We start from the raw sequence: 19,859 nt of genomic DNA on the forward strand, positions 1-19,859 counted from the left end.
TGGCCATAGATGAGTGACGCATTACAAACGAAGGATTTGACTCTATCTTACGGGGAACGGACGATCATCGATGAATTGAATATTGACATTCCACAAGGGGAGATTTCGGTCTTCATCGGCGGGAACGGCTGCGGGAAATCCACGCTTCTCCGTTCCATCGCCCGTCTGCTTAAGCCGAAGCAGGGATCGGTCTTGTTGGATGGGGAGGCAATCTCACGTTTATCAACGAAAGAAGTCGCTCGTAAAATGGCCATCCTTCCTCAATCCCCAACGGCTCCAGAGGGACTGACCGTCCTCCAGCTCGTCAAGCAGGGGCGCTACCCTCATCAAACCTGGCTCAAGCAATGGTCACAAAAAGATGAAGAAATCGTCCAGGACGCGTTGAAAGCAACGAAGATGGAGGAGCTGAAGAACCGGAAAGTGGATGAACTATCTGGAGGGCAGAGGCAGCGTGCGTGGATCGCTCTGACACTTGCCCAGGATACAGACATCATCCTGTTGGATGAGCCAACCACATATCTTGATATGACCCACCAGATTGAGATCCTGGACTTATTATTCGAACTGAATGAAAAAGAGCAGCGCACCATCGTCATGGTTCTTCATGACCTGAACCTTGCCTGCAGATACGCCCATAATATCGTGGCGATCCGGGATAAACAGATTTATGCTCAAGGAAAACCTGAAGAAGTGATCAGTTGTGAACTCGTGAAAAACGTGTTCGATATGGACTGTCAGGTATCCCGGGACCCATTATTCGGTACGCCCTTATGCATCCCATTCGGTAAAGGACGCTGCATTTTGAAAGACGCAGTGGAGACAGGATGAACACACTGACCGGGCAGCAGTGGGAAATCTTGACGAAATACCGCTTCCATGCGTCCACCCCGGCTTTACAAGGGGAAGGGGCAACCTCATTCCTGGATGGTGGAAAGATGAAGGCCTATTTATCTTATCAATGCTCCCAGATCGGGACGGACGACCTTAAAGTGGCAGCATCCTTATTCATGAAGCGCTATGCGTTTGTAGCGGCCATTGGGTTAATGACCATGACATACTGGAATAAGAAATTGAATCTCAATCCTGAAAATCTGATCATGGTGGATGGGGACAGAAATGGATTATGGATGCCTCAATTTCACTTGAAGGATGCATCGGTGACGGAGTTTACATCCCTTGAGGAAAAGAACGCCTTCATTCAATCCATTTTCCGGGATCATCTTGATCAAGTGATTCAGTCGCTAAAGAATGCCACAAAGCTTTCGAATCTGATCCTTTGGGAAAACATCGCAGTATACGTATTCTGGGTATTTGAGAATGAGGACTTCCTTTTGAACGAAGGAATGAGGAGCGATCGTGATGACCAATTCCGGATGCTTCTTTCAGATGAAAATAGTCAATGGTTCGGCAGCTATCACAGCAATCCACTGGCCAGATATTATAGCAGAAAAGTAAATATAGAGGGTATGGCGGAAAAAATGCGTGTAAGAAAAACATGCTGCTTCTCCTACAGACTGGAGAACGGGGAGCAATATCGCTGTAAAACTTGTCCGCAGACCTGTCTGATGAAAAAGACCTAATTCATCATTCGCAAGGAGGCTAACGCAATGAAGGAATTCCCTGAACAATTTAATGCTTTGCTTGAAAAGTACACGGAACTGTTGGTGGGTGAAACCGACGCCGCCAAGAAAGAAATGGTGACACAATATGCTCTTTACTCATTTATCGCTAAAAACATGCCAGCACTGGTGAAACATTGGAATTCTCTCTATCCTGAAGGCAAGGATGAAATGAAACGGATCGTCGGGGAGATCAAAGAGATGAATGAAGCACACCGCGCGGAAATGAGCAGGAAGCAAAATGATGAATAACGATACGGATTGAAAAAGTACCCTTTTGATGTGAAGAGGGTACTTTTTTATTGGATTCTACTTCAACAAAAAAAAGGCAGACCCGAGTCTGCCTTTCAATTATTGAACCTGACCGCCGTATCCATATGGAAATTGAGAAGAATACTGCTGATGTTGCTGATAGGACTGCTGGATTTTTTGACTGTCCGCAGCCTCCAGCTTGTACCAGCCTTTACGGAACATTTCATTGTATAATTCGCGTTGGGCGTTTTGCGTTTCATTGAAAATCGTCAGGAGGTCCTGATATAAAGCTTGATGGCTTGCTTCATTCAAAGCCGTACAGTAGGAAGCCGTCATATACTTCTCATGGGACAGGACATCCGTAATGAAGTCGCGATCATTCATTTGTGGCGTTTCCGGCACTTGTGTTTGAGGGTTTTGGATTTTTTGCTGATTCTGTTGATTCATGGTTTGTGGACTCCTTTCTACATCATATTTTGATTGGTTGTGTTCAGATGGGTAAGCAGCTGCTGGTAATGGCGCTGATGCATCTGGCCGCATTTATCGAGCTCCGCTTTAATCTCAGTATCCTGACAGTGAGCTGCCGCAAAGTGACATTTCTTCATGGCATTCAGATTCCAGGCAAGCATATCGTTCAAATAAAGAGAATCCTTCGTAGTGAGCATTTGCGGCGGCTGAGTGTACGCCTGCTGTTGGCTCCCTTGTTGAGGTTGTTGTTGCATGTCCCATTCCTCCGTTTCCTTTTTTAGTCTTCGATACCCTTTCTTAGTTTTTTTCGGATAGGTAATAATACCCTGTATACGACGAGATAAGAAAGCGGTATCATTTGAAGGCAAAGGTTATTTTTCCTACTATCCGACAGACTTATTCACGTATTTACACATTTCGATAATATTCTACTAAGAAAGTATTGAAAGTATATTCAAAACGTTTAAAAGGTGATAAAATGTTGGTAAATATACTAATAGTGTGAACCTTCTCTTTTTTAGCAATAAAGAAAACGGTTTCATAGTAGGGTATATATGTTTTTTCAGGGGGCAAGCAACATGGAGCAAGCAATGCGTAATTTCTTTTTATTCCTTTCAAAAAATAAGCCGATGACGAAACTTGCTAAGAAGTATGGCCTGCGCTTTGGTGCCGGTCGATTCGTTGCAGGGTCTTCCATCCTGCAGGCAGTTGAGGTTATTCGCGAGCTGAATAGTCAGAATCTTGTTGTAACGATCGACTATTTGGGAGAGTTTGTGGACAATGAGCGTGAAGCAAACGAAATGGCCCTTGAATGTGTAGAGGCTATTCGTGCGATCGGGAGAGAGAACCTTAAATCTCAGCTATCCCTTAAAATGACTTCAATGGGACTGGATATTTCTGAAGATGTGGTCATGAAGAATATGAAATTGATTCTTGATGAAGCAACCAAGCAGAACGTATTCGTGACCATTGACATGGAAGACTACTCCCGTTGTGGAAAGACCATTGATATTTTCAAACGTCTAAAGTCGGAATATGATAACATCGGCACGGTCATCCAAGCCTATTTATATAGAACAGAAAAGGATATCGATGATTTGAATGCGTATTCCCCCAATCTGCGTCTTGTAAAAGGGGCTTATAAAGAATCATCTGAAGTTGCGTTCCCTGAAAAGAAGGACGTAGACGAGAATTTCAAAAAAATCATAAAATCTCATCTGCTGAATGGGAATTATACGGCAATCGCCACCCATGATGATGAGATGATCGAATATACGAAAAGACTCGTGGAGGAATATAAGATCCCGCGTGATCAATTCGAGTTTCAAATGCTTTTCGGAATCCGTGTGGAACGTCAGCACGAACTGGTCAAAGAAGGCTACAAAATGCGCGTCTATGTCCCATATGGCACTGACTGGTATGGATACTTCATGAGAAGACTGGCTGAAAGACCAGCCAACGTCGCCTTTGTTCTAAAAGGGGTCATGAAGAAATAGTAGTAAGTAAGATGAAGACTCTATGGATACTCATAGGGTCTTATTTATTGACGGGAGGCAGGGAGAATGAAGATCGTTCCTTTTCGGGTGGAAGGAAAGTATTTCAAGAAAATGATTACGTTATATTGCCGCCTATTTCAAGTGGACCCAAAAGGTATGGAGGACCAATTCAAACGGCATTCCACGTATCCCCTATTTGAAGGATACCTCGCCATTATCGATGAACAAGTGGCAGGATATATTTATGGTTATTCTTCAAGAAAGGGTCAATACTATCATGAATTGCTGGCACGTCATTTACATTCCGAGCGTGAATGGATGAAAAATTGTATGGAACTGGTGGAACTGGGTGTCGACCCGGCATACAGAGGCAGGGGAATCGGGAAGCTACTCGTTGAGCAATTACTGCAAAAGCGAAAAGAAAAACGGGTCCTCCTCACGACTCGAAAAGATAATCACACGGCCATCGCCTTTTATCATGCCGGGGGATTTAGGATCATCCGGGAAGGATTTTATCCGAACGTCCCACATGAATATATCATTATGGGTAAACATTTATAAGAGCTGGTGAGTAAGGCATAATGATTGTTACGTAATTCACAATGTTATATAATAAAAGGGATAATCTTCATGAGATTTGAGGCGATACTATGGAAATGACCATTGATAATTTGACCCTGCTCCTTGGCCTCCTGCTACTGGTCGGTGTGATCACCGCTAAATTCTCCACACGATTAGGCGTCCCCTCGTTGATTCTGTTCATCATCGTGGGAATGGTCTTAAATACATACTTTTTCTTCGATAATGCCCCTATGACTCAATTTATCGGTACGCTTGCACTCATCATCATATTGTTCGAGGGTGGACTTCAAACGAAATGGGGGAATGTGAGAAAGGTGTATAAGCCCGCCCTAACACTTGCAACCATCGGGGTTGTGGCAACCACCGTATCCATCGGGGTGGCAGCCAAGTATATACTTGGCGTGAGCTGGCTTGAAGGGATGTTATTTGGGGCGATCGTTGGTTCAACTGACGCTGCAGCGGTGTTCTCCGTACTAGGTAACAAAAACATCAAACCGAAGATATCTTCCACACTGGAAGCAGAGTCCGGCAGTAATGACCCCATGGCTATTTTCTTGACTGTAGCATTCTTACAATTGATTCAATTTCCGGGATTGAATCCTGCTTCCCTGATCCTGAGCTTCTTTTGGCAGATGGGAATGGGCTTGGTACTTGGATTGGTTCTGGGTCTGGCATCTGTGTGGATCATCAATCGAATCAATCTGGATTCGTCCGGATTGTATCCGGTCCTGTCCATCTCCCTTGCCATCTTCACTTATGCCTTTACAAGCATCCTGGAGGCAAGTGGTCTCCTGGCCGTGTATATCATGGCAATCGTCGTCGGAAATAAGGAACTCACCTACCGCCATTCCATTGTCCGCTTCAATGAAGGCTTTGCGTGGATGATGCAGATCGTCATGTTCATCCTCCTGGGATTGCTGGTCTTCCCTCAGCACCTGCCGAGGATTGCATGGCAGGGAATCATACTAGCGATTCTGTTGATTGTTGTAGCGAGACCACTCGGAGTCTATTTGAGCTTAGCGCTGGCAAAGAACTTCACCATTAAAGAAAAATTCTTCATTTCCTGGGCAGGCTTAAAGGGAGCGGTCCCGATCGTATTGGCAACGTATCCGATGGTAGCGGGCATTGAAAACAGCGAAGTCATCTTCAACGTCGTGTTTTTCGTCGTGCTGCTCTCTGCTCTCATCCAGGGAACGACAATCTCCCCTCTGGCCAACTATTTTAAGCTTGCAGGAGAAGAAAAACCGCCGATCGCCCATAGCATCGAGCTCGTTTCCATCGGAAAAACTAATAATGAAATGCTTGAAATACTCATTAATGACGATGCCTCTATTACGAACAGGGCGATCAAAGACATCGAACTCCCTGAAAAAACGTTGATTTCTGCGGTCATTCGACACAATGAATTGATCACTCCCACAGGCGACACCATGATTAAAGCTGGCGATACACTTTATGTAATGGCCGATAAAAGTCAAAGAAAGCATGTCAATAAACTGTTGAATGAAAAAGGCAGAGTAAGTCTCTTATGAGAAAATGATCCATCATGAAAGAAAAAAAGCAATCTTCCCTTTTGGAAAGATTGCTTTTTTTGGTTAAGGTCAGTCAGCAGAAACGGCTGCTTTTCCCATTGTTTTCTTCTCGAAGAGCTGTTCGAATATCGGGAAGCTGTATTGAACGACGAACCCTAATGTGAGGGTGACAATGATTGTCCCGATTCCGATGTCCCCTTTAAAGAGGAATGCCAGTGAAAGGGCAAATCCTTCACTGATGATCCGGGAGTTTCGAAGGTTTAACCCGAAACGTGTATGGATGGCAACCATAAGAGTATCCATGGGACTGGCTGGAAACTTCGCCTGAAGGTAAATCGCAATTCCAAGCCCCATCGTCAAAATCCCGGAAGCTAGGGCAACCAGCTGATTCAAAAGCATCTCAGGGGCATAATTGTTAAAGACAACGAGCAGCCAAAAATCAATTAACAGGCCAATGACAAGAATCGATCCTGCCGCGAGGACATCAGGTTTCTTTTTCATAATGATGGCATTGAGACCGATCAACACAATCCCATTGATAAATACGGCCGTCCCTACGGTGAATCCGAACATATTCGACTCCCCAACCGCGAGGGCATCCCAGGCAGAGGCTCCGAGGCCCGACTTAATGATCAGGGCAACCCCCATCGTTAAAATGAAAAGTCCAATCGTAAAAAACAAAAATCTGCGCTTCATTCACATAGTCTCCTTATCTGTAAACGTTATCATTCATGTGCTTAAAAAAACAGACGTGCTACTTTGATTAAGATGTTGTTAAAGTAGGAGGTCTGACGTCTTTGAATTGATAGTAATAGTTTACTTTAAAAGGGACGGGAAGGCAAAGTTAATTTTTGTATGGGACGTGGGGGTGGGAAATGGGTGCGACGGCGGCGGAGGTGAGGTAAAAAAAAGCACCCGATCTAATCAGGTGCCATCTCCGCTTCCTATGGTTGCTTCTTAAATTGATTGTTTTGACTGTTTCTCTTGCCGCCGTCCCTCTCAACCGTCGGACCGGCATCACCCTTCACACTCGCTGCACTAACCCCAGCCTTAGAAGGATCCTTCTTCTGCTTCGCCATTTCGAACACCTCCACTCCTAACATTCCCGGATCCCGAAAAAAATATGAGGGACGGACCTCATATTTTCAGTGGAAACGAAGAGGAGCGCGGCTGAAAACCCCTATATAACAAGCTTGTAATGAAAAATGGGAGCAGAAATGGTCGTCTACCCAAGGTCCGTCCCTCCAAAATTTCATATATATAATAGGAGAGAATATGTTGGCGCTTATGTATAGGCACGTGGACTTGGGTTGTTGAATAGGTTGGTTTAGACGTTTGCCTATGTATGGGTGAGAGACAATAGAGAATTTTTTGTAAATTTAACTCTTTAAATATTGCGATATTTTAGAAAATCCGATATATTAGATGTAACAGGAACTCATTCGAGTCTTTTTTTTGAGATAAAAATGAATGAGTATTCATTCAAAGTGTTGATAAGGGGGAAATACCATTGGTTCGTAGAATTCAGAAAGCCGCAGTGTTAGGATCAGGAGTCATGGGTTCAGGAATAGCCGCGCATCTTGCAAATATCGGCATCCCGACAATGTTATTAGATATCGTACCAAGAGAATTGACCGACGAACATAAGGCGAAGGGTCTTACAGAAGAGAGCAAGGCGTTTCGTAATCAATTTAGTGAAAAAGCTTTAAAAAAGCTATTTAAACAAAAACCGGCACCACTGACGTCAAAACAAAATGCTTCACTAATTACAGCAGGCAACTTTGAGGATGATCTTGCAAATATCGGCGATTGTGACTGGGTCATCGAAGTAGTCGTTGAGAACTTAGATATTAAGAAGAAGGTACTCGAGCAAGTGGAACGCTACCGCAAACCGGGAAGCATCATCAGTTCCAATACGTCAGGGATTTCAATCGAGGCGATGTCAGAAGGACGGTCAGAAGACTTCCAGAAGAATTTCCTCGGCACGCATTTCTTCAATCCACCACGTTATTTGAAACTTCTTGAAGTGATCCCTACGAAGAAGACGGATCCGGAAGTAGTGAGTTTCATGAAAACATTTGGTGAAGACGTCCTCGGTAAGGGTGTCGTCATGGCAAAGGATACGCCAAACTTCATTGCGAACCGTATCGGAACGTATGGCTTATTGATCACCGTTCAGGAAATGCTGAAAGGCGGCTACTCTGTAGGGGAAGTCGATTCGATCACAGGACCTGTGATTGGAAGACCGAAAAGCGCCACTTTCCGTACACTCGATGTAGTAGGACTTGATACATTCGCACATGTTGCAAAGAATGTGTATGACCAGGTGGAAGGCGAAGAACAGAAGGTGTTCGAAGTACCGGCGTTCATGCAGAAAATGCTTGAAAACGGCTGGCTTGGAAGTAAGAGCGGGCAAGGCTTCTTCCTTAAAAAAGGGAAGGAAATCCTGGAGCTTAATCCTGAAACGATGGACTATCAGCCCCGCCAAAAGCTGAAAACGGCTTCACTTGAAATGGCGAAAAATGAAAAGGGCTTAAAAAATAAAATCAAATCACTTGTCTATGCAAAAGATCAGGCAGGGTCACTTCTGTGGAATATCGTGTCTCCGGTCTTAACGTATTCAGCCGAGCTTCATGGTGAAATTGCAGATGATATCGTGGGCATCGACCAAGCCATGAAATGGGGCTTCGGTTGGGAAATGGGACCATTTGAAACATGGGATGCAATCGGAGTTGAAAAATCAATAACCCGTATGAAGGAAGAAGGACTCCCGGTCCCACAGTGGGTGGAAACGATGCTTTCAGAAGGCAACTCGACTTTCTATAAAGAGGAAAATGGAGAACGTTATTTCTATCACAATGGTGACTACCAACTTGTAGAGCGCAATCCGAAGGCGATCGACTTAAAGGCGCTGAAGAATTCAGGAAAGCTGATCAAAAAGAATTCCGGGGCTAGCCTGATTGACATCGGGGACGGAATCGCACTTCTTGAATTCCATTCGCCTAATAACGCCATTGGAATGGATATTACACAAATGATCAATTTTGCCGTTGAAGAAGTTGAAAAGAACTTCAAAGGGCTGGTCATTGGTAACCAGGGCAAGAACTTCTGTGTTGGAGCGAACCTGGCAATGATCCTTATGGAAGCACAGGACGACAATGTGTTTGAAATCGATATGGTTGTACGCCACTTCCAGCAGGCGATGATGAAGATCAAATATTCATCTAAACCGGTTGTTGCGGCACCATTCGGAATGACTTTAGGCGGAGGAAGCGAAGTCTGCTTACCGGCTGCCCACATCCAGGCATCCATGGAAACCTACATGGGCTTAGTCGAAGTCGGTGTTGGATTGATCCCTGGAGGGGGCGGAAACAAAGAGCTTTATATGAAGCACTTAGCCAACCTTCCAAACGGAGTGGAGTTCGATCTTCAAAAAGTGGCCAATAAAGTATTCGAAACGATTGCCATGGCGAAGGTTTCCACATCCGGGGATGAAGCAAGGGATAATAACTTCTTGAATAAAGCTGATGGAGTCAGCGTGAACAATGATCATTTACTATATGATGCCAAACAGGCTGCTCTAAGCCTATATGAAGCCGGTTACTCGGCACCGATCCGTAAAAAGGTTCCGGTTGTAGGTGAACCGGGATATGCAACTCTTCTTCTTGGAGCTCAATCCATGTTCCAGTCAGGCTTTATTTCAGACCACGACCTGATGATTGCGAAGAAGCTTGCATATGTGATTGCAGGCGGAAAAGTACCATACGGAACAGAAGTCGACGAACAATATCTGTTGGATCTTGAAAGAGAAGCGTTCCTTAGCCTTGTTGCACAGCCTAAGTCTCAGCAAAGAATGCAGCACATGCTTGTAAAAGGAAAACCATTACGCAACTAATCAGCGTTTCAATCATATGAGAAAGCGGGGGAATATCATGCGCGAAGCAGTCATTGTCGCTGGTGCGAGAACACCAGTCGGAAAATCTCGAAAAGGATCACTGGCTCAGGTAAGACCAGATGATCTTGGAGCACTTGTAGTGAAAGAAACCCTTAAGCGTGCAGGGAATTATGAAGGTAACATCGATGACTTGATCATCGGATGTGCGATGCCGGAAGCAGAGCAAGGGTTGAATATGGCACGGAATATCGGAGGACTTGCAGGTCTTCCTGATTCCGTACCGGCAATCACCATCAACCGTTACTGTTCATCAGGGTTACAATCCATTGCCTATGCGGCAGAAAAAATCATGCTCGGTCACTCTGATACGGCAATCGCCGGTGGAGCGGAATCCATGAGTCTTGTCCCGATGATGGGCCATGTGGTCCGTCCGAACTCGAAGCTTGCTGAAAACGCCCCTCAGTATTACATGAGCATGGGGCATACAGCAGAGCAGGTGGCAACGAAGTTCGGCGTATCCCGTGAAGATCAGGATGCCTTTGCCGTAAGAAGCCATCAAAAAGCGGCCAAGGCGATTTCTGAAGGGAAGTTTGACGATGAGATCGTACCTGTTGATGTACTCCATCGTTCAGTGAACGGTGAAAATAAACTCATCGAGAAATCCTTCCAATTTACAAAGGATGAAGGCGTACGTGCCGGAACAAGCTCGGAAGTACTGGCTAAATTACGACCGGCTTTCAATGTACGGGGCTCAGTAACCGCAGGGAACTCATCACAAACGAGTGACGGAGCAGCGGCCGTCATGGTGATGGACCGTGAAAAGGCAGGATCATTAGGACTTCAGCCGATGGCGAAATTCAGAAGCTTCGCAGTAGCCGGGGTACCGCCTGAAATCATGGGGATCGGCCCTGTGGAAGCAATCCCGCGGGCACTTAAGATGGCAGGACTTGAGCTAACGGATATCGGATTGTTTGAACTGAATGAAGCATTTGCTTCCCAATCGATCCAGGTCATCCGTCAGCTGGGACTGGATGAAGAACGAGTGAACGTGAATGGTGGAGCCATCGCTCTCGGTCATCCACTAGGCTGTACCGGCGCGAAGCTGACCCTCTCACTGGTACATGAAATGAAACGCAGAAACCAGCAATTCGGTATCGTCACCATGTGTATCGGCGGCGGAATGGGAGCAGCCGGCGTATTTGAATTAATCGGTTAATTGGAGGGACGGACCTCGAATCTCGAGGCCCTCTCCTCTTTCAAAATATCATTTTAGGGGGATTCGAAATGGCGAATCAAACAGACAAGCTAATCAAGGGTGGAAGTTTTTTAATTGAAGATGTAAGCTTTGAGCAAGTTTTCACACCAGAGGATTATTCCGACGAGCAAAAAATGATTGCGAAAACGACAGAGGACTATGTACTGAATGAAGTCGTACCTGTCATTGATAATCTGGAAAATCATGAGTTCGATCATTCTGTGCGTCTTTTAAAAGAAGCAGGGGATCTTGGTCTTCTGGGAGCGGATGTACCTGAAGAGTACGGCGGATTAGGGTTGGATAAAGTAAGCTCGGCTTTGATTGCTGAAAAGATGTCCCGTGCCGGCGGATTCTCCATCTCTCACGGAGCACATGTCGGTATCGGATCCCTTCCGATCGTACTATTTGGTAACGAAGATCAGAAGCAACAGTATCTTCCTGCACTTTCTACGGGTGAAAAGTTAGCGGCTTACGCTTTGACTGAGCCAGGTTCCGGATCTGATGCACTTGGTGCGAAAACGACAGCTAAATTGAACGCAGAAGGTACTCATTACATTTTAAACGGGGAAAAACAATGGATCACCAACTCTGCATTTGCTGATGTGTTCGTTGTTTATGCAAAAATTGATGGGGAGCATTTCTCAGCATTCATCGTAGAAAAAGAATTCCCTGGCGTTTCAACAGGTCCTGAAGAAAAGAAAATGGGGATCAAGAGCTCTTCCACTCGTACGTTGATTCTTGAAGATGCTGAAATCCCGGTTGAAAATCTTCTTGGGGATGCAGGTAAAGGCCATATCATCGCCTTCAATATCTTGAACATCGGTCGTTACAAGTTAGGAGTAGGTGCAGTCGGAGCCAGTAAGCGGGCGCTTGAAGTAACGGTTCAATACACCAATCAGCGTCAGCAATTCAAAACACCGATCTCAAGCTTCAACTTAACGAAAGAAAAGCTTGCGACCATGGCGTCTAAATTGTACGCAGCGGAATCTTCCGTTTACCGTACAGTAGGATTATTCGAGGATCGCATGAGCAAACTGACGGATGAAGAAGTAAAGAATGGGACAGAGGTTGCAAAATCCATTGCTGAATATGCAATCGAGTGTTCCTTAAACAAATTCTTCGCAACAGAAGTGCTTGATTATATTGTAGATGAAGGTGTTCAGCTTCATGGTGGATACGGCTTCATGCAGGAATATGAAATTGAAAGAATGTACCGTGATTCCCGTATCAACCGTATCTTCGAAGGAACGAATGAAATCAACCGACTTCTTGTTCCAGGCACATACCTTCGTAAAGCCATGAAGGGTGAACTGCCATTACTTCAAAAAGCGCAGGCTCTTCAAGAAGAATTGATGATGCTTATGCCTGAAGAAGTGGGCGATGAGCCATTGGCACAAGAGAAGTACCTTGTGAAAAATGCAAAGAAAATCGGCTTAATGCTGGCAGGATTGGCTGCACAGAAATATGGTAAAGCCCTTGAAAAAGAACAGGAAATCCTTGTTAACATTGCGGATATCGTTTCTCAAGCTTACGCAATGGAATCCGTTGTCCTTAGAACGGAAAAAGCGATTGAAAAAGGTGGAGTGGAGAAAGCGAAACAAAAACTTCTTTACACACAAATCTTCTGTCAAGAAGCTTTCAACGAAATTGAACAGCATGCAAAAGAAACGCTTGTGGCAACCGAAACTGGTGACACACTGCGCATGATGCTGTCAGCTCTTCGTAAGTTCACACGCCACACACCGATCAACGTGATCGCAGTGAAGCGTGAAGCATCAGAAAAGCTGATCGATGTAGAAAAATATGCACTGTAAGTAAAGCAGGGACGGACCTCCGATTCGGAGGTCCGTCCCTTTATTTCGATTTGCAACTTGACATCAATCGTACTGTGGATTATTATATGTTTAAATGTTTAATCGTTTAAACATATAAGGAAAGGTGGTAAGGATAGATGAATAAGACTGTTTTAATAACTGGTGCTTCAAGTGGTATCGGCCTGAATTTCTGCCATAAGTTTGCTGGCTCTGGACATGATGTGATTTTAGTAGCCAGAAGTGAGGAAAAGCTGCTGGCTTTATCACAAGAAATCATGAATAAATACGGGGTGGAAGCGCACGTGTTTATTTCTGATCTTTCGAAACCACAAGCCTCAAAGAAGCTTTACGGTGAAATCAAAGCACAAGGAATCAGAGTCGATATTCTCATCAATAATGCCGGGTTCGGTTTATTCGGGGAGTTTGAGGAAACGGAACTTTCCAAAGAGCTGGATATGATCCAAGTGAATATCACGGCCCTGACAGAGCTGAGCAAGTATATTGGGAAGGAAATGGTGAGCAGGAAGAATGGCCGTATATTAAATGTTGCCTCAACAGCAGCATTTCAACCCGGACCATTGATGGCCGTTTACTATGCAACAAAAGCGTATGTCCTGTCTTTCTCGGAAGCTTTGGCCAATGAGTGGGCCAAACATGGGGTCAAAGTGACGGCTCTTTGCCCCGGTGCCACCAAAACAGGATTCAGTGATGCGGCTGAACTTCAGTCCTCTAAGCTCTTCCAGTCGGGTGTGATGAGTGTGGAAGATGTCGTGGAAGAAGGATATAAACAAATGATGACAAAGGACAAAGTAGTGATCGTCCCAGGTATGAAAAACCGGATACTGACTCAGGCGATTCGATTCATGCCGCGTAAAATGGTCACGAATATTGTTCGGAAGGTACAGGAACGGGTATAATTGAATGTGAATGAGTGGAAGGGAGAAGGCTATGGGTCAAAAAGCAATCGATACATTCCGTGCTTGTATTCCATTATTTCAAGCGCTGAGTGATCCTTATCGTCAGGACATAATTTTACTTCTTGCCGAACAAGAACCTCTTACGGTCAATCAGATAACTGAAAATCTGACATTATCCAGACCTGCTGTTTCCCATCACCTAAAGATCCTGAGAGATCAGCAGCTAGTATCACTGGAGCAAAAAGGAACACAGCGTTTCTATTCTCTTGAGCTGGACAACGCAACCGTCCTCCTCAAAGAATTGGTTAAAACCGTTGAAAAACAATGTGAGTAATGTTCCGGAAAAGAAGGATACTAACGGATATTGTCGAATGTAAGAAATAGATTCACGGTGACCGGATGGGAAACATACCCTATCCGGTACCTACCAGGAAAGGTGGTGCAATGATGTCATTGACTTTTTATTCTTATCCAAATTGCGGTACATGCAAGAAAGCAAAAAAGTGGCTGGAGGACCATGGTCTTTCCATAGATGAAATACATATTGTAGAAAATCCCCCGTCAAAAATGGAGCTTGAAAATCTGTATGAAAAGAGCGGATACCCTCTAAAGAAGTTTTTCAATACAAGTGGCAAAAAGTATCGCGAACTTGGCTTGAAAAATAAAGTGAATTCAGCTTCTGATGATGAATTATTAGAAATCCTTTCCTCAGACGGGATGCTGATCAAACGTCCGATCACAACGGATGGAAGCAAGGTGACCGTAGGTTTTAAAGAAGAAACGTTCGAGGAAACCTGGAAGTAAAAATGGGTAAGTGATTTCCGATGAAAAAGTTTCATCATTCACACTGAGTTTTCTTGCTTTTTCGATGAAAAGTGTGTCAATATTAGGTTGTATAACTAGCATTTGGAGGGATAGAGAATGAGTACACCGAAAGAACTTCGTTATTCAGAAGAACACGAGTGGGTCAAAGTTGAAGGGGAAAATGTACGCGTAGGAATCACATCATTTGCACAATCTGAGCTGGGCGATATCGTATTCGTCGAGTTACCTGAAGTTGGAGATGAAATCAAAGCGGACGAGCCTTTCGGCAGTGTTGAATCGGTAAAGACCGTTTCTGAGCTATACGCACCTGTTTCCGGTAAGGTTGTCGAAGTGAATGAAGAGCTGTCCGACAGCCCTGAATTCGTGAACGAATCACCTTATGAAAAAGCATGGATGGTCGTTGTGGAACCAACAGATGCTGGAGAAGTAGACAAGCTGATGACAGCTGAAGAGTATGATAAAATGATTAATGAAGGATAATTTCCACCCGGACACCTTGAGGATTTCTCAAGGTGTTTTGTTTTTCTTTTTGGGCATTATATGTGTATGCGTAAAAAGAAAGGATGAATACGTATGGTACTTGAACCAAAGAAATTAGATGTCACAAGCAGGGTGACAGGCAGAATTAAAAATGGTGAAGTCGAATTATTTCTCGATGATCAGTCAATCGGCAAAATGTCCCTGCCCCTTGATGGACTGACAATGGAACCGAACTTCGAAGCAAAAGAAAATAAAATTTATCAGAACTATACTTCCACCGAAGGCCATGATGCAAGGTACACGGATTGTGACGAAGGTGGATGGTGTTAAGGATGACCGCGGTGCCGGATTCGTGTATGGATCTGGCACCATTTCTATAAGCAATGAAACAAACCACTTGCACTATTTTTTGTAAACATGAGAAAATATAAGTAGAAAGTGGACATCATCTCTTGTTATCTGAATATACTATCCTAATCTTATTTCTGAAAGATAAGGTGATGATCATGATGGAACTTGACGAAAAAGTAATCATTGTCGAAGGTACTACCGACAAGCGGAAAGTAAGAGATATAATCAAAGAACCGATTCAAATTATTTGCACGAATGGAACGATCAGTATTACAAAAATGGACGAACTCATCGATGAGCTGTTTGAAAGGGATGTGTACATCCTCGTCGATGCGGATGATGCGGGGGAAAAATTACGTAAACAGTTTAAGCGTGAATTCCCTGAAGCGGGACACCTTTATATCGACCGGATGTATAAGGAAGTGGCCGCAGCCCCGGAATATCATCTTGCATCCATTCTCATAGGTGCGAATATCGATGTGCATAAAGAATATCTAGGAAAAAGGATGATTTAGTTTTGTTGGAGGTAAGCCAGACAGAAGAATTAAACCAATCGATCGAATACCATACGTTTGTAGCCGTTTATCTATATACACCGATGTGTGGTACATGTCAGGTCGCGGGTAAAATGTTGGAAGTGGTCGAGAAACTCCCCCAGTCATTTCATTTTGTGAAGGCGAACCTGAACTATCTGCCCCAATTCGCCGAAGAACAATCCATAGAAAGCGTCCCCTGCCTTCTCTTATTTAAAGATGGACAGGAAATGGAGAGAATCTATGCCTTTCAATCCGTACCATTCCTATACGAAACCATCAACAAAATCCAAAACAGCTAGTGGGGATAAGAGACCTTTTTAGATAAGGTCTTTTTATTTTTTGTGGATTTTCTTTCTACAAACGAGGACATATTTCTTGGGAAATGTTTCGAATCCGCTCACTTTTTGACTGGTCATCACCCAAATTCTTACTGTTCGACAAATAAGATACACTCATTCAAAACATGTCGAGAATGTCTAAAAGGGAAAAATACCTAAAAGTGGAATTGATACTATATAGAAGTTTCACTGGGAGGGTGTATTCATGCGAATATATTTAGAGGAATTAGTAGATCAGTGTCATTCTAGGTATCACTTAAGACTCTTGTTTCCAGACAGCCCATTTATTCTTCAATTTCATTGTGAAAAGGACCTATACGGGATATCCATTTCAAGCGGAGGTTGTGCTGTATTGACTGATGGTAGTGGGGAATCCCATTTTGTCATTGAGGGAAAAGAGAAGGACATGCTATCCCTACTTTCAGGAGAAGAACGATTGTCTCAACTGATCGAAAACGACATCCTGAAAGTCAGAGGAGGATACCGTCAGCTGTTATTTGTCGAGTCTGTCCTGTGGCTGACGAGGTCCAGGGTCAAGGAACCGGTTCAAGTATGAAAAAAAGAGAAAAAAGAATTGACACACTTCTATTTTCGATGATAGAATCTTCCATGTAGCAAATTTTCAGAGTCTTTAACAATTCAAAAAATTAAATAAATTGATACTTTACTCTTATTTAGAGAGGTGGAGGGACGTGCCCTATGAAGCCCGGCAACCGTCAATGAAAATTGAAATGGTGCCAATTCACTCAAAGCTTTTGCTTTGAAAGATGAGAGAAAGGATAGTCCTATATATGATTATGCCTTTCTGCTTATCGCAGGAAGGCATTTTTTATTGTTTGCGTAAAGGCTGTGTGAATGGCAAGCGTAATTTTAATTCTAATTAAAAATGTCGTTTTACTCGGAAAGAAGGTGGAGACAGCATGATTACCATTTCAAATGTGAAAAAAATCTTTCAATCAAAATCAGGACCTATTTCAGCCGTTGATGGCGTCAACATCGACATTGCCCAAGGAGAAATTTTTGGAGTGATTGGCTATAGTGGGGCAGGTAAGAGTACGTTGATCCGGATGCTCAATGGACTTGAAGTTCCCACAAATGGAACCGTGAATGTGAATGGGCAGATCGTTTCCCAAGTGAAAGGAAAACATCTTCGGCAGGCGAGGCAGTCAATAGGGATGATTTTTCAGCATTTCAATCTCCTGTGGTCACGCACGGTACTTGAAAATATCCAGTTTCCTTTAGAAATCGCTGGAGTTTCCAAGAAAGAGAGAATGAGAAGAGCCAACGAATTATTGGAACTGGTTGGATTAGATGGAAGAGGGGACGCATATCCGTCCCAGTTGAGCGGTGGACAGAAGCAGAGGGTCGGTATTGCGAGGTCCCTTGCAAATAATCCCAACGTCCTGCTTTGTGACGAAGCCACCTCTGCTTTAGATCCGCAAACAACCGATTCCATCCTTGATTTATTGGTGGATATTAATAAACGTTTAGGCCTGACCATCGTCCTGATCACCCATGAAATGCATGTGATCAAAAAAATCTGTTATCGTGTGGCGGTCATGGAACAAGGGAAGGTGGTAGAGCTTGGGGATGTTCTTGAGGTGTTCAGAAATCCCAAAGAGCAGGTGACGAAGCGATTTGTGAGAGAAGTATCTCAAGTGGAAGAAACAGGGGAAACGATCGATCACCTCTTAGCTCAGTATCCTAAAGGAAAAGTACTGAAATTCACCTTCGTTGGTGAATCGACTGAGCAACCGCTCATTACCAGCTTGATCCGAAGATTCGACCTGGATGTCAATATCCTTCAAGGACAGATTTCCCAAACGCAAAAAGGGGCTTATGGTACGCTATTCGTCCACCTTGATGGAAACGAAGAGACGATTCAGGCAGCCGTTGCCTTCGCTGAGAAACAGATGGTCAAAGTGGAGGTGATCCGAGGATGATAGAAAATTTATTTCCGAATGTGGACTGGGAGAAGATGTGGGAAGCGACTGTTGAAACCCTTTATATGACGGGGATGTCAGTCCTGATTACCTTCGTAGTAGGACTGATTCTTGGAATCCTGTTATTTCTTACATCCAAGGAAAATTTATGGGAAAACAAGCTTACTTATACCGTGACCAGTGCAGTGGTCAATGTATTCCGTTCGATTCCGTTCATTATCCTGATTGTATTACTGATTCCATTTACAAAATTCTTATTGGATACCATCCGTGGGGCGAACGCGGCCCTTCCCGCCCTGATCATCGGAGCAGCACCGTTTTACGCACGCATGGTTGAAATCGCATTAAGAGAAGTGAACAAAGGCGTCATCGAAGCGGCGAAAGCGATGGGAGCGAAGACAAGCACAATCATATGGAAAGTGCTTATTCCCGAATCTCTTCCGGCTTTGGTTTCAGGTATCACGGTAACAGCCATCGCCCTGGTAGGGTACACGGCAATGGCAGGTGTCATCGGTGCCGGGGGATTGGGAAACCTCGCTTACCTCGATGGTTTTCAACGGAGCAGGGAGGATGTAACCCTTGCCGCGACAATTATGATTTTAATCGTTGTATTCGCAATTCAAATCATTGGAGACTACTTCACAAATAAATTAGACAAACGATAAGAGGAGAGAAAAAAGATGAAAAAATGGTTAGCAGGAATGGTAGCAGCAACAAGTATCTTTGGATTGGCAGCATGCGGGAGTGATTCCGGATCCGGAAGCGGAGACGAGAAGGAGTTAGTGGTAGGAGCTTCAAATGTTCCCCATGCAGAAATCCTAGAAAAAGTGAAACCGATTCTGGAAGATAAGGGAATCGACTTGCAAATTGAAACGTATCAAGACTATATCCTTCCGAATAAAGACTTGGATAATGGTGATTTGGATGCGAACTATTTCCAAACCGTCCCTTACATGGACTTGCAGATGAAAGAGAATGAATATGATTTCGTCAATGCAGGCGGAATTCATATTGAGCCGATCGGCGTGTATTCCAAAAAGTATAAATCTCTTGAGGACCTTCCTGAAGGTGCCACGATCTTGATGAGTAATTCCGTATCCGATCATGGCCGCATCCTTACATTATTAGAGAAAAAGGGTCTGATTACGTTAAAGGACGGCGTTGAAAATACACAGGCTCAGCTGGAAGATATCAAAGAAAATCCAAAAAAACTGAAATTCGATTATGAGTACGAAGCGGCCCTCCTTCCGCAAATGTATGAAAACGAAGAAGGGGACGCAGTTGTGATCAACTCCAACTATGCCATAGATGCAGGCTTGAAACCCCTTGAAGACTCTATCGCCATCGAAGACAGCAACTCCCCGTATGTGAACGTAATAGCTGTGAATAAAGGCGACGAAAACAAAAAAGAAATAAAAGAACTGGTCAAAGCCCTGCGCTCAAAAGAAATCCAGGACTTCATCAAAGAAGAATGGGATGGAGCCGTTGTACCCGTAACCGAATAACAATAGGAAAGAGGCTGGGACATATTCTAATCCATTTCCTCTAAAGACGAA

Annotated in this window: 24 protein-coding genes and 1 riboswitch; of the genes, 20 read left to right on the forward strand and 4 right to left on the reverse strand. The window is 44.1% G+C overall.

All coding sequences use genetic code 11. The features are described from left to right. Positions 1-9 precede the first annotated feature (9 nt). The 3 genes from ACSQ2E_RS03450 to ACSQ2E_RS03460 are packed head-to-tail and all read left to right on the forward strand — an operon-like array spanning position 10 to position 1,871. Positions 10-828, forward strand: coding sequence for an ABC transporter ATP-binding protein (locus ACSQ2E_RS03450; protein WP_435989362.1), 819 nt, complete (start codon positions 10-12; stop codon positions 826-828). Next, on the forward strand, positions 825-1,580 hold the full coding sequence (gene fhuF / locus ACSQ2E_RS03455) for a siderophore-iron reductase FhuF (protein WP_435989363.1): 756 nt from the start codon (positions 825-827) through the stop codon (positions 1,578-1,580). Before ACSQ2E_RS03450 ends, fhuF begins: the two co-directional genes overlap by 4 nt. Positions 1,581-1,607: 27 nt before the next feature. Continuing rightward, positions 1,608-1,871, forward strand: a complete 264-nt coding sequence (locus ACSQ2E_RS03460; RefSeq protein WP_435989364.1) for a DUF2573 family protein — start codon at positions 1,608-1,610, stop codon at positions 1,869-1,871. Positions 1,872-1,970: 99 nt separating this feature from the next. On the opposite strand, the gene ACSQ2E_RS03465 is transcribed toward ACSQ2E_RS03460, so the two are convergent. Both ACSQ2E_RS03465 and ACSQ2E_RS03470 read right to left on the reverse strand, forming a co-directional pair. After that, on the reverse strand, positions 1,971-2,318 hold the full coding sequence (locus ACSQ2E_RS03465; protein ID WP_148970081.1) for a spore coat protein: 348 nt from the start codon (positions 2,316-2,318) through the stop codon (positions 1,971-1,973). Between the two features lie 17 nt (positions 2,319-2,335). After that, positions 2,336-2,593, reverse strand: a complete 258-nt coding sequence (locus ACSQ2E_RS03470; protein ID WP_435989365.1) for a hypothetical protein — start codon at positions 2,591-2,593, stop codon at positions 2,336-2,338. A gap of 324 nt (positions 2,594-2,917) precedes the next feature. Between ACSQ2E_RS03470 and ACSQ2E_RS03475 the strand changes: the two genes are divergently transcribed. The 3 genes from ACSQ2E_RS03475 to ACSQ2E_RS03485 all read left to right on the forward strand — a co-directional run bounded on the left by ACSQ2E_RS03475 (position 2,918) and on the right by ACSQ2E_RS03485 (position 5,949). Continuing rightward, positions 2,918-3,835 (forward strand): proline dehydrogenase family protein, encoded by a 918-nt coding sequence (locus ACSQ2E_RS03475; RefSeq protein ID WP_435989366.1) that lies wholly within the window; start codon positions 2,918-2,920, stop codon positions 3,833-3,835. A gap of 66 nt (positions 3,836-3,901) precedes the next feature. Beyond that, on the forward strand, positions 3,902-4,396 hold the full coding sequence (locus ACSQ2E_RS03480) for an N-acetyltransferase family protein (protein ID WP_435989367.1): 495 nt from the start codon (positions 3,902-3,904) through the stop codon (positions 4,394-4,396). Between the two features lie 89 nt (positions 4,397-4,485). Further along, positions 4,486-5,949 carry a potassium/proton antiporter gene (locus ACSQ2E_RS03485; RefSeq protein ID WP_435989368.1) on the forward strand — a complete coding sequence of 488 codons (1,464 nt, stop codon included), beginning with the start codon at positions 4,486-4,488 and terminating at the stop codon, positions 5,947-5,949. A gap of 69 nt (positions 5,950-6,018) precedes the next feature. Here ACSQ2E_RS03485 and ACSQ2E_RS03490 read toward each other — a convergent pair whose 3' ends face one another. Together ACSQ2E_RS03490 and ACSQ2E_RS03495 are read right to left on the reverse strand one after the other, a co-directional pair. Further along, on the reverse strand, positions 6,019-6,645 hold the full coding sequence (locus ACSQ2E_RS03490) for a YczE/YyaS/YitT family protein (RefSeq protein ID WP_435989369.1): 627 nt from the start codon (positions 6,643-6,645) through the stop codon (positions 6,019-6,021). A 248-nt stretch (positions 6,646-6,893) separates the two neighbouring features. Continuing rightward, on the reverse strand, positions 6,894-7,028 hold the full coding sequence (locus ACSQ2E_RS03495; protein ID WP_435989370.1) for a YuzL family protein: 135 nt from the start codon (positions 7,026-7,028) through the stop codon (positions 6,894-6,896). A 431-nt stretch (positions 7,029-7,459) separates the two neighbouring features. Here ACSQ2E_RS03495 and ACSQ2E_RS03500 point away from each other — a divergent pair, with 431 nt between their 5' ends. From ACSQ2E_RS03500 to ACSQ2E_RS03565, 14 genes are all read left to right on the forward strand, one after another. After that, the gene (locus ACSQ2E_RS03500) at positions 7,460-9,844 is read left to right on the forward strand and encodes a 3-hydroxyacyl-CoA dehydrogenase NAD-binding domain-containing protein (RefSeq protein WP_435989371.1); all 2,385 of its coding nucleotides are present in this window, start codon (positions 7,460-7,462) and stop codon (positions 9,842-9,844) included. Between the two features lie 37 nt (positions 9,845-9,881). Continuing rightward, positions 9,882-11,060 carry an acetyl-CoA C-acetyltransferase gene (locus tag ACSQ2E_RS03505; RefSeq protein WP_435989372.1) on the forward strand — a complete coding sequence of 393 codons (1,179 nt, stop codon included), beginning with the start codon at positions 9,882-9,884 and terminating at the stop codon, positions 11,058-11,060. 68 nt (positions 11,061-11,128) lie between these two features. Further along, entirely contained in the window at positions 11,129-12,913 is a 1,785-nt protein-coding gene (locus ACSQ2E_RS03510; RefSeq protein WP_435989373.1) for an acyl-CoA dehydrogenase family protein, read from the forward strand. Between the two features lie 137 nt (positions 12,914-13,050). Beyond that, complete coding sequence (locus ACSQ2E_RS03515; RefSeq protein ID WP_435989374.1) at positions 13,051-13,830, forward strand: SDR family NAD(P)-dependent oxidoreductase; 780 nt, start codon at positions 13,051-13,053, stop codon at positions 13,828-13,830. Positions 13,831-13,861: 31 nt separating this feature from the next. Beyond that, entirely contained in the window at positions 13,862-14,164 is a 303-nt protein-coding gene (locus tag ACSQ2E_RS03520) for an ArsR/SmtB family transcription factor (protein ID WP_435989375.1), read from the forward strand. 113 nt (positions 14,165-14,277) lie between these two features. Continuing rightward, positions 14,278-14,634 carry an arsenate reductase family protein gene (locus ACSQ2E_RS03525; RefSeq protein ID WP_435994376.1) on the forward strand — a complete coding sequence of 119 codons (357 nt, stop codon included), beginning with the start codon at positions 14,278-14,280 and terminating at the stop codon, positions 14,632-14,634. Positions 14,635-14,751: 117 nt separating this feature from the next. Further along, positions 14,752-15,135, forward strand: coding sequence for a glycine cleavage system protein GcvH (gene gcvH / locus ACSQ2E_RS03530; RefSeq protein ID WP_034764028.1), 384 nt, complete (start codon positions 14,752-14,754; stop codon positions 15,133-15,135). 93 nt (positions 15,136-15,228) lie between these two features. Beyond that, on the forward strand, positions 15,229-15,465 hold the full coding sequence (locus ACSQ2E_RS03535; protein WP_435989376.1) for a YusG family protein: 237 nt from the start codon (positions 15,229-15,231) through the stop codon (positions 15,463-15,465). Between the two features lie 176 nt (positions 15,466-15,641). Further along, the gene (locus ACSQ2E_RS03540; RefSeq protein ID WP_435989377.1) at positions 15,642-16,001 is read left to right on the forward strand and encodes a toprim domain-containing protein; all 360 of its coding nucleotides are present in this window, start codon (positions 15,642-15,644) and stop codon (positions 15,999-16,001) included. A 5-nt stretch (positions 16,002-16,006) separates the two neighbouring features. Next, entirely contained in the window at positions 16,007-16,321 is a 315-nt protein-coding gene (locus ACSQ2E_RS03545) for a thioredoxin family protein (protein WP_435994378.1), read from the forward strand. A 244-nt stretch (positions 16,322-16,565) separates the two neighbouring features. Then, complete coding sequence (locus ACSQ2E_RS03550) at positions 16,566-16,916, forward strand: SCP2 sterol-binding domain-containing protein (RefSeq protein WP_435989378.1); 351 nt, start codon at positions 16,566-16,568, stop codon at positions 16,914-16,916. A 111-nt stretch (positions 16,917-17,027) separates the two neighbouring features. Further along, positions 17,028-17,134, forward strand: a riboswitch (SAM riboswitch). Positions 17,135-17,280: 146 nt separating this feature from the next. Next, the gene (locus ACSQ2E_RS03555; RefSeq protein WP_435989379.1) at positions 17,281-18,303 is read left to right on the forward strand and encodes a methionine ABC transporter ATP-binding protein; all 1,023 of its coding nucleotides are present in this window, start codon (positions 17,281-17,283) and stop codon (positions 18,301-18,303) included. Further along, a complete protein-coding gene (locus ACSQ2E_RS03560; RefSeq protein WP_435989380.1) occupies positions 18,300-18,968 on the forward strand; it encodes a methionine ABC transporter permease in 669 nt (222 codons plus the stop codon). Before ACSQ2E_RS03555 ends, ACSQ2E_RS03560 begins: the two co-directional genes overlap by 4 nt. 15 nt (positions 18,969-18,983) lie before the next feature. After that, entirely contained in the window at positions 18,984-19,808 is an 825-nt protein-coding gene (locus ACSQ2E_RS03565; protein WP_435989381.1) for a MetQ/NlpA family ABC transporter substrate-binding protein, read from the forward strand. Positions 19,809-19,859: the final 51 nt, after the last annotated feature.

It is taken from the genome of Rossellomorea sp. LjRoot5 (genome assembly GCF_964253455.1).
Classification (GTDB): Bacteria; Bacillota; Bacilli; order Bacillales; family Bacillaceae_B; genus Rossellomorea.